This is a genomic window from Streptomyces hyaluromycini (assembly GCF_002217755.1).
Lineage (GTDB): Bacteria > Actinomycetota > Actinomycetes > Streptomycetales > Streptomycetaceae > Streptomyces > Streptomyces hyaluromycini.
Genome location: NZ_BCFL01000018.1, coordinates 295,076 through 309,170 on the forward strand (window position 1 = coordinate 295,076; position 14,095 = coordinate 309,170).

Sequence of the window (14,095 nt, forward strand, 5' to 3'; positions counted from 1 at the left end):
GCTCCGGTGAACCGGCGTCGTATCGAGGGCCTCCTGCTGGGCCTCGCCGCAGGCGACGCCGCCGGCTGGCCTTCCGCGCGGCACCGCGCATCCCGCATGCCGGAATGGACCCGCCGCCTCACCCGCGAACTCGACACCTTCGCCGAACAGAACGCGACCACCACCCTCCCCGTCCCCATCGCCCTCAACCAACCCCCCGAGCCCCTCCGCCTCGGCCCCTCCGACGACGCCGAGTGGGCGGCCTTCGCCGCGGAAGCCGTCCTGCGCGCCGGCGACGACACCGCCCTCGGCGACCTCAGCCGTGAGCTCCGCACCCGCGCCGCCATCGACCTCACCTGGACCGCGGTCGCCTCCGAGGTCGCCGCCGCGGCCGAACGCGCCCCGGAGGTCGAGTCGGCCGTACTCCCCCTGCGCGCCCGCATCTCCGTCCGCGCCGGTCTCGGCAATCTCGCCGCCGGCCTGCGCCCGCCCGCCACCGGCCACGACAACCCGCACTACTTCGACGACGCCGCCTGCGTCCGTGCCTGCGCGCTCGCCGTCGCCCACCCCGGCGACCCCCAACGCGCCTCCGACCTCGCCGAGTTCGACGCCCGCTACACCCAGGACGGCGACGGCGTGCACGGCGCCCGCGCCATGGCCGCGGCCCTCGCGCTCGCCCTCGTCGGCGCCGAGGTCGAGACCTGCGTGGCCGCAGCGCTCACCGAACTCCCCGAGTCCACCGAGATCGGCCGCAACGCCCGCCACGCCCTGACCCTCACCGGCGCCACGGACACGGCATTCGCCCTGGTCCCCCTCCTCGAACACCAAATCGTCGACCACGTCTACAGCTACGGAATCGCCGCCGCCGAAACCGTCCCGGTCGCCCTCGCCCTCGCCACCGCCGCGCGCGGCCGGATCGCCGAGGCCGTACCCGCCGCCGCGTGTCTGTCGAGGGTCGCCGACTCCGCCCCCGCCCTGGCCGGTGCCCTCACCGGCGCCCTCGGCGGCGCCGATGCGATTCCGCCGTCCTGGCGGGACGCCTGCCGCACCCTCTCCGGCTGTGCCCTCCCCCGCCTCACCGGCACGGACCTCGTGGAACTCGCCGAACTCCTGGAAGCCACACAACCGGCCCGTCCAGGTGGATGATTCGGTGCATGACGCCCAAAGGAGAAGAAAGCGCCGGAGCTTCGCTCGCCGACCGGATCACCGGAGCACTGGTCGGGGCCGCCGTCGGCGACGCCCTCGGCGGTCCGGTCGAGGGCTACTCCCCCGACCAGATCCTCGAACGCCACGGCGGCCGCGTCCACAGCATCGTCGGCCCCTGGAACGGCGACGACTGGCGCACCGCCCGTCCCATCGCGCCGTACCACAAGGGCGACGGGCACGTCACCGACGACACCTTGATGACCCATGCGCTGGTCCGGGTGTACGACCGGGTCCGCGACCATCTCGACGCGTACGCGATCGCCGACCACCTGGTCCCCGACCTGATGACCAACCCCCGCTGGATCCCGGAACTGGAGACGGAGACCATCCCCCTCCACCGGATCTTCCTCGCGGAGAAGTGGCTGGCGACCCGCCTCCACTACGGCCATGCCGACCCCCGGGAAGCCGGCGTCGGCAACATCGTCAACTGCGGTGCGGCGATGTACATGGCCCCGGTCGGCCTGGTCAACGCGGCACACCCGCGGGCGGCGTACGCCGAGGCGCTGGACATCACGGGCGCCCACCAGTCGTCGTACGGCAGGGAGGCGGCGGGCGTCTTCGCGGCGGCGGTGGCGGCGGCGACGGCGCCCGGCGCGACACCGGACTCCGTGGTCGGCGTCTGCCTGTCCATGGCGAAGGATGGCACCCGCGAGGCGATCGAGCGCGTCTGTGAAACGGCGGCACACCACTCCGACTTCGAGTCGGCGCTCGCCCCGCTCCGCGACGCGGTCGCCCCCTACGACACGGTGGGCCCCGACTACCGGTCCCCCTCCCTCGGCGCCCGCCGCCCCTCCCGCCTCCACGCCATCGAGGAACTCCCCGTCGCCCTGGGCATGTTGCTGGTGGCCGACGGCGACTACCGGCACGCCGTCCTCGGTTCCGTCAACTACGGCCGGGACTGCGACTCCATCGCGACGATGGCGGGCGCGATCGCCGGCGCGCTGGGCTCGCCGGTTCCGGAGGACTGGTCGAAGCGGGTCGCGGAGGCCAGCCGCCTCGACCTCTGGGAACCGCCCCGTGTCCTGGCCGGGGTGGCTCGGGAGGTCTTCGCCCGCGACGTCGAACGCCGCCGAGTCCACGAGGAGTCCTTCGCCCGCCTCGGAGGCCCGAGTTGCTCCGACTGACCTGGGTCCAGCCGGAGGATCTGCTGGGCCATGAGCTGCGCCAGGCCCGGCAGGACGGCCGGGAGCCCTCGGCCGTCGAGGCGAGGTGGCGGGCGGCGGGGGGCGCGGACGCACCGGACCGGGCGGGTGCGTCGGAGCGGCGGGCGTCGCGCTATCTCCGCCAGCTGGCGGAGGACCTGCTCGACGAACTCGCGGACCTGCCGAGCCGGTTGAACGAGCCGACGGACCTGGCCGAGATCAAGGCGCTGTGCCCGCAGTGGCCGAACGCCCACCGGGGAGGGCGGTGCGGACCGTCGTGCGACTGCGGCTGCGATGTGGCTGATCGCACCCACGCGGCGGAGCCGCAAATGTCTCAGCCCCGCGCCCCTGACGGGGCGCTGCCCAGCCGTGTCTCTCATCCAGCCGCGGGCAGTCGTGCCGCTGGGGCGGCACGGGTGGGCGCGGGCGGCACCCGGCAAGCGCCGGTGAGCGTCCCTACCCCCCGGCCCCCACACCCCCGCGCCTACCACGCCGCCTGGCTCGGCAGAGCCGTCGGCTGTCTCCTCGGCAAGCCCGTCGAGAAGCTCCCCCTGCACGCCATCCGCGAACTCGCCCGCGCCACCGGCAACTGGCCCCTGGACCAGTACTTCACCGCCCACGGCGTCCCCACGGAACTCCTCTCCGCCCACCCCTGGAACCGCCGCTCGGCACCCACCTCCCTCGCCGAGAACATCGACGGCATGCCCGAGGACGACGACCTCAACTACCCCCTCCTCAACCTCCTCCTGCTCCAACGCCACACCAGGGACTTCACCACCACCGACGTCGCCGCGCTCTGGCTCGACGAACTCCCCGCCGGCCGCACCTTCACCGCCGAACGCATCGCCTACCGCAACCTCCTCACCGGCATCGAGCCCCCGCACACCGCCCGCCACCGCAACCCCTTCCGCGAGTGGATCGGCGCCCTCATCCGCGCCGACGTGCACGGCTGGACCAACCCCGGCGACCCGGCCGCCGCGGCCGAACAGGCCCACCGCGACGCCACCCTCACCCACACGGCCAACGGCGTCTACGCGGCGATGTTCACGGCGGCCGTCATCGCCACCGCCGCCACCGGCACCCACGACGTCCACGCCTGTCTGCGCACCGGCCGCACGGTGATCCCGCCCCGCTCCCGGCTCGCCCGCGCCGTCGACCACGCGATCCGGCTCGCCGAGGAACACGACGACTTCGACACCGTCGTGGACGAACTCCACGCCATCCACTCCCCCACCCACCACTGGGTGCACGCCATCCCCAACACCGCCCTGACCGCCGCCGCCCTCACCCACGCCGACGGCGACTTCACCGGCTCCGTCTGCCGCGCGGTGAGCGGCGGTTGGGACACCGACTCGAACGGGGCGACCGCCGGCTCCGTCGCCGGTCTGCTCGCGGGCGACCCCGACGCACTCCCCGACCGCTGGACGACCCCGCTCAAGAACCGACTCGCCACCTCCGTCGCCGGCTTCGACAGCACCGGCTTCGACGCCCTCGCCCACCTCACCCACCTGGAGGCGACCCGCTCATGACCCACATCGCCGTACTCGGCAGCATGAACATGGACCTCGTCGCGTACGCCGAGAAGGCCCCGCAGCTCGGCGAGACCGTGACGGGACGGGCGTTCCGCACGATCCCCGGCGGCAAGGGCGCCAACCAGGCGATCGCCGCCGCCCGCGCCGGCGCCACCGTCTCGATGATCGGCGCGGTCGGCCACGACGTCTACGGCTCCCGGATGCGCGAGACCCTCGAACACTCCGGCGTGGACACGGACTCGCTGCGCACGATCGAGGGCCCCTCCGGCACCGCGCACATCGTCGTGGACGACGAGGGCGGCAACGCGATCGTGGTGGTCCCCGGCGCGAACGGCACCGTCGACCATCTCGCGCCCGGCGACGAGGGCGTCATCGCCTCCGCCGACACCCTGCTCCTCCAACTGGAGATCCCGCTCGCCGCGGTCGTGGCCGGTGCGGAGGCCGCCCGCCGCCACGGCGTGCGGACCATCCTCACTCCGTCCCCCGCCCATCCGCTCCCGTTCGAACTCCTCCACAACATCGACCTGCTGGTGCCCAACGAGCGGGAGGCGGCCACCCTCACCGACCGCGGTGACCCGCGCGACGCGGCGGCCGCGCTCCTCGACCGGGTACCGCAGGTCGTGGTCACGCTCGGCGCGGCCGGCAGCCTCTACCTCACCCGCGACGCCGCCCCCCTCGTCATCCCCGCACCCCGGGTGACCGCCGTCGACTCGACGGGCGCGGGCGACACCTTCGTCGGCGCCCTCGCGGTGGCCCTCGCCGAGGAGAAACCGATCCGCGAGGCCCTGTCCTGGGCGGCCGCCGCGGCGGCGATCTCCGTACAACGGGAGGGGGCGACGGAGTCGATGCCGTACCGCCCGGAGATCGAGGCCCAGTACACCGCATGAGTACGACACCCACGACACCCACGACAGGCACGGCAGCCACGGCAGCCACGAACACGACAGCCATGAGCCCGGCGGGGCGCCCCGAGTCACCGCCCCCTCCGCCGCCCCTCACCGGTCTGCGCGTCCTCGATCTCGCCACCCTCTTCGCCGGTCCGCTCGCCGCCACCCTGCTCGGTGACTTCGGTGCCGAGGTCATCAAGGTCGAGCACCCCGCCAAGCCCGACCCCTCCCGAGGCCACGGCCCGGCCAAACAGGGCGTCGGCCTGTGGTGGAAGCTGCTCGGCCGCAACAAGCGCACCCTCACCCTCGACCTGTCCAAGCCCGGCGGCCGCTCCACCCTGCTCCGGCTCGCCGCCACCGCCGACGTGATCATCGAGAACTTCCGCCCCGGCACCCTGGAGAAGTGGGACCTCGGCTGGGCGGAGCTCTCCGCAGCCAACCCGCGCCTGGTCCTGACCCGGGTCACCGCCTTCGGCCAGTTCGGCCCGTACGCCCACCGCCCCGGCTTCGGCACCCTCGCCGAGGCGATGAGCGGCTTCGCGGCGATCACCGGCGAGCCGGACGCCCCGCCGACACTGCCCCCGTTCGGGCTCGCCGACTCCATCGCGGCACTGGCGACCGCGTACGCCGTCATGACCGCGCTCGCGGCCCGGGACCGCACCGGCGGGGGCCAGGTCGTCGACATGGCGATCATCGAGCCGATCCTGGCCGTCCTCGGCCCCCAGCCCACCTGGTACGACCAGCTCGGCTACGTCCAGGCACGCACCGGCAACCGGTCCGCCAACAACGCCCCGCGCAACACCTACCGCACGGCGGACGGGAGCTGGGTCGCGGTGTCCACCTCGGCCCAGTCGATCGCCGAACGCGTGCTGCGGCTGGTCGGGCGCCCGGAGCTGATCGACGAGCCGTGGTTCGCGACCGGTGCCGGCCGGGCCGCGCACGCCGACGTCCTCGACGCGGCCGTCGGCGACTGGGTCGCCACCCGCTCCCGTACCGAGGTGCTGGCCGAGTTCGAGAAGGCGGAGGCGGCGGTGGCGCCGGTCCAGGACGTACGGGACGTCATGGAGGACCCCCAGTACCAGGCCCTCAACACGATCACCACCGTCCCCGACCCCGAACTGGGCCCGCTGCGCATGCAGAACGTCCTCTTCCGGCTCTCCGCCACCCCCGGCGCGATCCGCTGGACCGGCCGCCCGCACGGCGCCGACACGGACGAGGTCCTGACCGAGCTGGGCCTGACCCCGGCCCAGGTGCGGGCCCTGCGCGAGGAGGGCGCCGTATGACCACCGTGCCCTTCCCCCTGACCTGGCTGTACGTCCCCGGAGACCGGCCGCATGTCGTCGCCAAGGCGCTGGTCTCCGGAACCGACGTGGTGGTGATCGACCTGGAGGACGCGGTCGCCCCCGACCGCAAGGACCACGCCCGCGCCGCCACCGCCGAGCTCCTCGCCCACCACCAGCCGGTCCCGGTCCACGTCCGGATCAACGGCCTGGACACGCCCTGGGCACAGGACGACATCCAGGCCCTGCTCGGCCTCCCCGGCCTCGCCGGGCTGCGCCTCCCGAAGGTGACGGGCCCCGAGGACATCCGCCACCTCGCCACCCGGACCACCGCCCTCCCCCTCTACGCCCTGCTCGAATCGGCCCTCGGCATCGAACACGCCTACGCCATCGCCGCCGCCCACCCCGCCCTGCGGGGCATCTCCCTGGGCGAGGCGGACCTACGGGCCGACCTGGGTGTACGGGACGACATCGGCCTCGACTGGTCCCGGTCCCGGATCGTGGTCGCCGCGCGGGCCGCGGGCCTGGCCCCACCGCCCCAGTCGGTCCACCCCGACACCCGCGACCTCAACGGCCTCGCCGCCTCCTGCGCGCACGGCCGCGCCCTGGGCTTCCTGGGCCGCGCCGCGATCCACCCCCGTCAGCTCCCGATCATCGAACGGGCCTACCTCCCCACGGAGGCCGAACTGGAACAGGCGGAGACGGTCATCAAGGCAGCCACCACAGAGCAGGGCGCCCAGGCCCTCCCCGACGGCAGCTTCATCGACGCAGCGGTGGTGGCAGCGGCCCGCAGAACCCTGTCCCTCACAAACCGCCGGTGATCCCTTTCACAGGCGATCCCCTCCGCCGGTTTTTCCTTCCGCCGCAACGGCGAGACCCACAACGGCCTTGTCCGGCGGCGCCGGACCCGGCGCACCCCGTCGGCCCGCACACGAAGAGGGCGCCCGGTTCGAGCCCGGGCGCCCTCTTCGTCGTATCGCGGCAGGTCAGCTCTTCTTGCTCCCCGACCCGGCCTCGTCCTTGGCCTCGTCCTGGTCCTTGGCCTCGCCGTCGGCGTCATCCTCGGCTTCGGCTTCGGCTTCGGCCTCGTCGCCGGAGGCCTCGGCGTCCTTCGCCTCAACGGCCTCAACGGCCTCACCGGCACCGCCGGCACCGGTGTCACCCTCGGCCTCGACGGCCTCGTCGGAGGCGCCCGGCTCGACCACCGTCTCCCGGCCCGGCCGCTTCTTCGCCGAGAGCACCATGTACAGCACCGCGAGCAGGAACACGATCATCGCGGTCCAGTCGTTGAGGCGCAGACCGAGGATGTGGTGGGCGTCGTCGACGCGCATGTACTCGATCCAGCCGCGGCCCACACAGTACGCGGCGACGTACAGGGCGAAGGCGCGGCCGTGTCCGAGCTTGAAGCGGCGGTCGGCCCAGATGACCAGGAAGCCGACGCCGATGCACCACAGGGACTCGTAGAGGAAGGTCGGGTGGTAGTAGCCCGGGATCCGGCCGCCCTCGGAGGAGGTGATGTGCAGGGCCCACGGCACATGGGTCTCGCGGCCGTACAGCTCCTGGTTGAACCAGTTGCCCCAGCGGCCGATCGCCTGGGCGAAGGCGATGCCGGGGGCGATGGCGTCGGCGTAGGCGGGCAGCGGGATGCCCCGGCGCCGGCAGCCGATCCACGCACCCACCGCACCGAGCGCGATCGCGCCCCAGATGCCGAGGCCGCCCTGCCAGACCTTGAACGCGTCGACCCAGTCGCGGCCCGCGCTGAAGTACAGCTCGTAGTCCGTGATCACGTGGTAGAGGCGCCCGCCGACCAGACCGAACGGCACGGCCCAGACCGCGATGTCGGCCACGGTGCCGGCCCGCCCGCCCCGGGCGATCCAGCGCTTGTTGCCGAGCCAGACGGCTACGAAGACACCGATGATGATGCAGAACGCGTAGCCGCGCAGCGGGATGGGTCCGAGGTGGATCACTCCGCGCGACGGGCTGGGAATGTAGGCAAGTTCTTCCATGGCAGGGTCGACGCTACCGTGCCGGACCGGGCCGACGGCAACCAGCCCGGCTACGGCTCCATAACGGGGACGTGAGAAACACTTAACCCCGCTTACTGCTTGTTCGCGTCCTCGACCAGCTGCTTCAGCTTGGCCGGGGTCATGGTCTGGTCCTCGTAGATGTTCTTGCCGCCGAGCAGGACGGTCGGGGTGCCGTTGAACTTGCCCGCCTGGAAGGCCTGGTTGGATTTCACGACCCAGGAGTTGTGCGTGCCGTCCTTGACGCACTTCTGGAACGCCGGCGTGTTCAGCCCTTGGACCTTGCCGGCCAGCTCGATCAGCTTGTCGTTGCCGGCGAACGCGTCGTCGGTCTCCTTCGGCTGGTTCTCGTACAGCACGTCGTGGAAGTCGCGGAACTTCCCGGCGTCCTGGGCGCAGGCCGCCGCGTTGGCCGCGTTCCGGGAGCCGCTGCCGCCGAGGTTGCCGTCGATCAGCGTGACCAGGTGGTACTCGATTCTGAGCTGGCCGGCGTCGACCAGCTCGTGGAGCGTCGGGCGGTACGCCGTCTCGAAGGCCTGGCAGGCCGGGCAGCGGAAGTCCTCCCAGACGGTGAGCGTCGCCTTGGCGTCGTCCTTGCCGACCGGGATGGCGAGACTGTCCTTGCCCTGCGCGCCGGAGGGCGCCACGACCGGGCCCGAGCTCGCGCTGTTCTTGTCCTTGCCCGCGTTCGCGGCGACCACGCCGATCACCGCCGCCAGGCCCAGGACGCAGACGACGCTCGCGCCCACGATCAGCGCGCGCCGCCGCTTGTCCGCGGCCCGCTGCTTCTCGCGCTCGGCCGCCAGCCGCTCACGGGCCATCCGCTTTCCGTCACGATTCTTCTCGCTCACACCCCCAGAACGAACCGGGGAGGCGCACCGCGCCTCCCCGGTCCCAGGTCCACCCGTTCGGGTGACCGAATGTTCTGTTGTGTCCGGCGGTACCCCGATGGGTCTACGCCTGCGGGTCTACACCTGTCCGCGCACGCCCTTCGCCAGGTCCCCGGCGAGTTCGCGGACGGCCGCCACGCCGGCCGCGTGGTCCGGCGCGTCCAGCATCCGCTTCACGAAGGCCGAACCGACGATCACGCCGTCGGCGAAGCCGGCGACCTCGGCGGCCTGGGCCGCGTTGGAAACACCGAGGCCGACGCAGACGGGCAGGTCGGTGCCGGTGGCCCGGGTGCGCTCCACCAGGTCCTGGGCCTGCGCCCCGACCGATTCACGCGTACCGGTGACGCCCATCAGCGAGGCCGCGTAGACGAAGCCGCTGCCCGCCGCGGTGATCTTCGCGAGCCGCTCGTCCTTGCTGCTCGGCGCCACCACGAAGACGGTCGCGAGACCGTGCTTCTCGGCGTGCTCCCTCCAGAGGGCCGACTCCTGCACCGGCAGGTCGGGCAGGATGCAGCCCGCGCCGCCCGCCTCGGCGAGCTCCGCGGTGAAGCGCTCGACGCCGTAGCGGTCGATGGGGTTCCAGTACGTCATGACGAGGATCGGCCTGCCGGTGGCCTCGTAGGCCTCCTTGACCGTGCGCATGACGTCCGCGATCCGCACACCGCCGCGCAGGGCGATGTCGTCGGCGGTCTGGATGACCGGGCCGTCGAGGACCGGGTCGCTGTGCGGCAGTCCGACCTCGACGACGTCCGCGCCGCCGTCGAGCACGGCCTTGATCGCCTCGATGCCGCCGTCCACGGTCGGGAACCCGGCCGGGAGGTAGGCGATGAGCGCGGACCGGCCCTCGGCCTTGGCACCCGCGAGGGTGTCCGACAGCAGCTGAATGTTCCCGCTCACTTGGCGTCCCCCTCGATCTCGGCGGTGTCGGCGGCATTGGCCGCGACCTCGGCATCGGCGTCGTACAGGCCGAAGTAGCGCGCGGCGGTGTCCATGTCCTTGTCGCCGCGGCCGGACAGGTTGACGACGATCAGCCCGTCCTTGCCGAGCTCCCGGCCGACCTCCAGGGCGCCGGCGAGGGCGTGGGCGCTCTCGATGGCCGGGATGATGCCCTCGGTGCGGGAGAGCAGGCGCAGGGCCTGCATGGCCGCGTCGTCGGTGACCGCGCGGTACTCGCCGCGGCCGGAGTCCTTGAGGTAGGAGTGCTCGGGGCCGATGCCCGGGTAGTCCAGACCGGCCGAGATCGAGTACGGCTCGGTGATCTGGCCCTCGTCGTCCTGGAGGACGTACGACCGGGAGCCGTGCAGGATGCCGGGCTCGCCGGCGGTGAGGGTGGCCGCATGCTCGCCGGTCTCGATGCCGTGCCCCGCGGGCTCGCAGCCGATAAGGCGGACGCCCTCGTCGGGGATGAAGGCGTGGAAGAGGCCGATGGCGTTGGAGCCGCCGCCGACGCAGGCGATCGCGGCATCGGGGAGCCGGCCGGCCCGCTCCAGGATCTGGCGGCGGGCCTCGACGCCGATCACTCGGTGGAAGTCGCGGACCATCGCCGGGAAGGGGTGCGGTCCCGCGACCGTACCGAACAGGTAGTGGGTGTGGTCGACGTTGGCCACCCAGTCGCGGAACGCCTCGTTGATGGCGTCCTTGAGGGTGCGGCTGCCGGACTTCACGGCGATGACCTCGGCGCCGAGCATGCGCATCCGGGCCACGTTGAGGGCCTGGCGCTGGGTGTCGATCTCGCCCATGTAGATGGTGCAGTCGAGGCCGAACAGCGCGCAGGCGGTGGCCGTCGCGACGCCGTGCTGGCCGGCGCCGGTCTCCGCGATCACGCGGGTCTTGCCCATGCGCTTGGTGAGCAGGGCCTGGCCGAGCACGTTGTTGATCTTGTGCGAGCCGGTGTGGTTCAGGTCCTCGCGCTTGAGGAAGATCCGGGCGCCGCCCGCGTGCTCCGCGAAACGGGGCACCTCGGTGAGGGAGCTGGGGCGGCCGGTGTAGTTGACCATCAGGTCGTCGAGCTCGCGGGCGAACTCGGGGTCGTGCTTGGCCTTGTCGTACTCGACGGCGACCTCGTCCACGGCGGCGACGAGGGCCTCCGGGATGAACTTGCCGCCGAAGGCGCCGAAGTAGCCCTCGGGGGAGGGCACCTGACCTTCGGGATCAGGGAAGAAGTAGTCGCTGGGCATGCCAATACCTCACGGTGAGTGCCGATGAAAAAACACTATTCGCCGTGGGGGCGGAGGTGTGTTCGTGACTGCGGGCCGTCAGTGGCTTGTCGCGCAGTTCCCCGCGCCCCTACAGGTTGGCTGCTGCCATCGCATGCCGTTCACTTGCCCAGGCTCATCACCGATGACATAACGCACCCTGCGGCCGTGGACACGCCTCGCCGGGGCTCGGCAGCCCCTCGGGCGGCAGCCGCGCGCGAGGCGGGCGTACCGGTCCACGGTCGTCACGGTGGGAGTCATCGGGATCAGCCTAGCGGGTGATCAGGGCCTGCCGTGCCGGAGTGCGGGGTGTTCGCCCGCCGCCACCAGGTCGGCCACCGCCGACTTGGGGTCGCGGCCCGTCACCAGGGACTCGCCGACCAGGACCGCGTCGGCGCCCGCGTTGGCGTACGCGATCAGGTCGTGCGGGCCGCGGACGCCGGACTCGGCGACCTTGACGATGTGGTCGGGGATCTCGGGGGCGACCCGCTCGAAGGTGGAGCGGTCGACCTCCAGGGTCTTCAGGTTGCGCGCGTTGACACCGATCACCTTGGCGCCCGCGTCCACCGCGCGCTCGGCCTCGTCCTCGTCGTGGACCTCGACGAGCGGGGTGAGGCCGATCGACTCGGCGCGCTCGATCAGCGACTCCAGGGCCGGCTGGTCGAGGGCGGCGACGATCAGCAGCGCGAGGTCGGCACCGTACGCACGGGCCTCCCACAGCTGGTACGACGTGACGATGAAGTCCTTGCGCAGCACCGGGATGTCCACCCGGGCCCGGACCGCCTCCAGGTCGGCCAGCGAGCCGCCGAAGCGGCGCTGCTCGGTCAGGACCGAGATGACGGCCGCGCCGCCCGCCTCGTAGTCCGCGGCGAGCCCGGCCGGGTCGGCGATCGCGGCCAGCGCGCCCTTGGACGGGCTGGAGCGCTTGACCTCGCAGATGACCTTGACGCCCTCACCGCGCAGCGCGGCCACGCCGTCCTTGGCGGCCCTTGCCTGCGCCGCGCGCTCCTTGAGCTCGTCGAGGCTGACGCGCGCCTGCCGCTCCGCGAGGTCGGCACGGACTCCGTCGATGATCTCGTCGAGCACACTCACGCGAGCGGTCCCCTTCCGGTTCCGGACGGTTCTTCCAGTCGGGTCAAAACCCATGGTCATATCGATGGTATCCGCAGGACGGCGCAGGCCTCGCATCCGGCTGACGCCGACCCCTCTACCTGGACGTTCACCAGTTGATCAAGGATGCAACCAGCCGCCGAAGGGCAGGTTCCGGACAACGGTGAAGACCAGCAGCAACGCGCCGAGGCTCCACATCCCCACCGGCCTGAGCTCGATCCGGGCAGGTCGGCCGCGTGCCGCGCGCACCACCCAGACGGTCCACAGCACGGCGAAGGCCAGATAGGCGAGCACGCCCGCCGCGTTGTCCCGCAGCGCGGCCAGGAGGTCGCCGTGGACGAACGCGTGTGCGCTGCGCAGGCCCCCGCAGCCGGGGCAGTACAGGCCGGTGAGCCGGTAGAGCGGGCAGACCGGGTAGTGGCCGGGCTGGTTGGGGTCGACGGTGCCGACGTAGGCGAAGGCCCCGACGACGGCACCCAGCACGGAGACGGGCACGGCCAGCCGGCCCCGGAGGGAGGCCGTCACCGGTGGTACGGCTGCGCTGTGGCTGTCGGCGTTCACGCCTCGCATTGTGCCCCGTACGGTCGGCACACGCGATCGAGGGGCGCCCCGGACCTGGTCCGGGGCGCCCCTCGACAAGCGCAGGCGGTCAGCTCTCGGCGCCGACCGGCTCGCGGGTCGCGACCGGGGCACTGTGGGAGGTCACCAGAGCGGCCTGCTTCGGCATGCCGAGGCCCATGGCGCGCATGATGCCGCCCACCACACCGCCGAGGACCACGATCGCCATACCGGCCCAGAAACCCAGCGGCTGCGCCATCACCATGAAGGCGCCCGCGACGCAGAAACCGATGAAGGCGATGGTGACGCCGGTCCAGGCGGCCGGGGTGTGACCGTGGCTGTTGCCCGCCATGACTTGCTCCTCGTTGCTCGTACGTGTCCTTCCGGACGCTCGCTCCCGATTGTCCCGCACGCACCCGGCTGCGTGGAGCGGGGGTGACGTCTGATTCGCCACATCGCCTGAAGCGCCCCGTAAGGGGCGCGGGGCTGTGTTTGATATGCGGCTCCGCCGCGTGGGCGCGACCAGCCCCCACGGCGCCGCAGACGCACGACGCGCCGGACCGCCCCCTCTTCGGCGCCCCCAGCGAAGCGTCACGCGCCGGTGGGATCCTCGCCCCGGTCCAGCGCCTTCCAGATGTCCTCGGGCCGGTCGGGATCGACCGGCTTCGGCGCGCGGCGCGGCCGCTCCGCCCCCGTGCCGCGTTCGTAGCGGCCGGACATGGCGGGCCACAGCCGGCCGTAGCGCAGCGCCAGCAGCCCGGCGACCAGGATGAGCACGCCGCCGGCCGCGGCGACGTACGGCCAGCCGGTGTGGCTGAGGGCGTCGACCGTGGCGGACGTGTCGCCGCTGGCCTCGGCGGCCTTCTCGTCGAGCGCGGAGCCGTCGGAGGCGCCGAGCAGGGCCGCGGCGGCGATGCCGGCGCCGGAGAGCGCGAGCAGCCCGGCGACCAGGAAGCGGCCGGCCCGGCGGACGGCGAAGACGGCGACGAGCGCGGCGAGGCCCACTATGGCGAGGGCCGCGGGGACGCCCGTGACGTCGCTGCCTCTGGCGGTCAGCGGGAAGGCGCCACCGGCCACCGTCGCGGTGCCCTCGGCCCAGCGCTGCCGGCTGGACAGCAGGGCCACGGCCGCGCCGAGCGCGCCGAACAGCAGCGCGACGGCGAGGCTGCGGCGGCCGGACCCGGTGGGTTCGCCGGCTTCGGAACGGGGGTGAGGAACAGCAGTCACGTACTCCACTATCGCTTGAACCCCGGGCGAACGGTCACCCGGGGTCGGGTGAGAAGCGCCCCACT

The 14,095-nt window shown here is 72.7% G+C and carries 15 protein-coding genes; 6 read left to right on the top strand and 9 right to left on the bottom strand.

The features are described 5' to 3' along the window. Nucleotides 1-6: 6 nt before the first annotated feature. The 6 genes from SSP29_RS14470 to SSP29_RS14495 all read left to right on the top strand — a co-directional run bounded on the left by SSP29_RS14470 (nucleotide 7) and on the right by SSP29_RS14495 (nucleotide 6,847). Nucleotides 7-1,125, top strand: a complete 1,119-nt coding sequence (locus SSP29_RS14470; RefSeq protein ID WP_089101029.1) for an ADP-ribosylglycohydrolase family protein — start codon at nucleotides 7-9, stop codon at nucleotides 1,123-1,125. 8 nt (nucleotides 1,126-1,133) lie between these two features. After that, nucleotides 1,134-2,309, top strand: a complete 1,176-nt coding sequence (locus tag SSP29_RS14475; RefSeq protein WP_089101030.1) for an ADP-ribosylglycohydrolase family protein — start codon at nucleotides 1,134-1,136, stop codon at nucleotides 2,307-2,309. After that, complete coding sequence (locus SSP29_RS14480; RefSeq protein ID WP_089101031.1) at nucleotides 2,297-3,856, top strand: ADP-ribosylglycohydrolase family protein; 1,560 nt, start codon at nucleotides 2,297-2,299, stop codon at nucleotides 3,854-3,856. The genes SSP29_RS14475 and SSP29_RS14480 overlap by 13 nt, the downstream gene beginning before the upstream one ends. Then, on the top strand, nucleotides 3,853-4,746 hold the full coding sequence (gene rbsK / locus SSP29_RS14485; RefSeq protein WP_089101032.1) for a ribokinase: 894 nt from the start codon (nucleotides 3,853-3,855) through the stop codon (nucleotides 4,744-4,746). The genes SSP29_RS14480 and rbsK overlap by 4 nt, the downstream gene beginning before the upstream one ends. Nucleotides 4,747-4,808: 62 nt before the next feature. Next, a complete protein-coding gene (locus SSP29_RS14490) occupies nucleotides 4,809-6,029 on the top strand; it encodes a CaiB/BaiF CoA transferase family protein (protein ID WP_089101033.1) in 1,221 nt (406 codons plus the stop codon). Then, on the top strand, nucleotides 6,026-6,847 hold the full coding sequence (locus SSP29_RS14495) for an HpcH/HpaI aldolase/citrate lyase family protein (RefSeq protein WP_089101034.1): 822 nt from the start codon (nucleotides 6,026-6,028) through the stop codon (nucleotides 6,845-6,847). Before SSP29_RS14490 ends, SSP29_RS14495 begins: the two co-directional genes overlap by 4 nt. 165 nt (nucleotides 6,848-7,012) lie before the next feature. Here the strand turns inward: SSP29_RS14495 and lgt are convergent, their stop codons facing one another. The 9 genes from lgt to SSP29_RS14540 form a co-directional block, all read right to left on the bottom strand. Then, complete coding sequence (lgt, locus tag SSP29_RS14500; protein ID WP_089101035.1) at nucleotides 7,013-8,032, bottom strand: prolipoprotein diacylglyceryl transferase; 1,020 nt, start codon at nucleotides 8,030-8,032, stop codon at nucleotides 7,013-7,015. A 92-nt stretch (nucleotides 8,033-8,124) separates the two neighbouring features. Further along, nucleotides 8,125-8,901 carry a DsbA family protein gene (locus SSP29_RS14505; protein ID WP_089101036.1) on the bottom strand — a complete coding sequence of 259 codons (777 nt, stop codon included), beginning with the start codon at nucleotides 8,899-8,901 and terminating at the stop codon, nucleotides 8,125-8,127. 117 nt (nucleotides 8,902-9,018) lie between these two features. Then, nucleotides 9,019-9,837 (bottom strand): tryptophan synthase subunit alpha, encoded by an 819-nt coding sequence (gene trpA, locus SSP29_RS14510; protein WP_089101037.1) that lies wholly within the window; start codon nucleotides 9,835-9,837, stop codon nucleotides 9,019-9,021. Then, nucleotides 9,834-11,117 carry a tryptophan synthase subunit beta gene (trpB, locus tag SSP29_RS14515; RefSeq protein WP_089101038.1) on the bottom strand — a complete coding sequence of 428 codons (1,284 nt, stop codon included), beginning with the start codon at nucleotides 11,115-11,117 and terminating at the stop codon, nucleotides 9,834-9,836. Before trpB ends, trpA begins: the two co-directional genes overlap by 4 nt. Before the next feature lie 78 nt (nucleotides 11,118-11,195). After that, nucleotides 11,196-11,396, bottom strand: a complete 201-nt coding sequence (gene trpM, locus SSP29_RS61195) for a tryptophan biosynthesis modulator TrpM (RefSeq protein ID WP_089101039.1) — start codon at nucleotides 11,394-11,396, stop codon at nucleotides 11,196-11,198. Between the two features lie 21 nt (nucleotides 11,397-11,417). Then, nucleotides 11,418-12,227 (bottom strand): indole-3-glycerol phosphate synthase TrpC, encoded by an 810-nt coding sequence (trpC, locus tag SSP29_RS14525; RefSeq protein ID WP_089101040.1) that lies wholly within the window; start codon nucleotides 12,225-12,227, stop codon nucleotides 11,418-11,420. 138 nt (nucleotides 12,228-12,365) lie between these two features. Next, on the bottom strand, nucleotides 12,366-12,815 hold the full coding sequence (locus SSP29_RS14530) for a DUF2752 domain-containing protein (RefSeq protein WP_089101041.1): 450 nt from the start codon (nucleotides 12,813-12,815) through the stop codon (nucleotides 12,366-12,368). A gap of 79 nt (nucleotides 12,816-12,894) precedes the next feature. Next, entirely contained in the window at nucleotides 12,895-13,155 is a 261-nt protein-coding gene (locus tag SSP29_RS14535) for an HGxxPAAW family protein (protein ID WP_089101042.1), read from the bottom strand. 239 nt (nucleotides 13,156-13,394) lie between these two features. Then, nucleotides 13,395-14,039 carry a TIGR02234 family membrane protein gene (locus tag SSP29_RS14540; RefSeq protein ID WP_089101043.1) on the bottom strand — a complete coding sequence of 215 codons (645 nt, stop codon included), beginning with the start codon at nucleotides 14,037-14,039 and terminating at the stop codon, nucleotides 13,395-13,397. Between the last annotated feature and the right edge of the window lie 56 nt (nucleotides 14,040-14,095).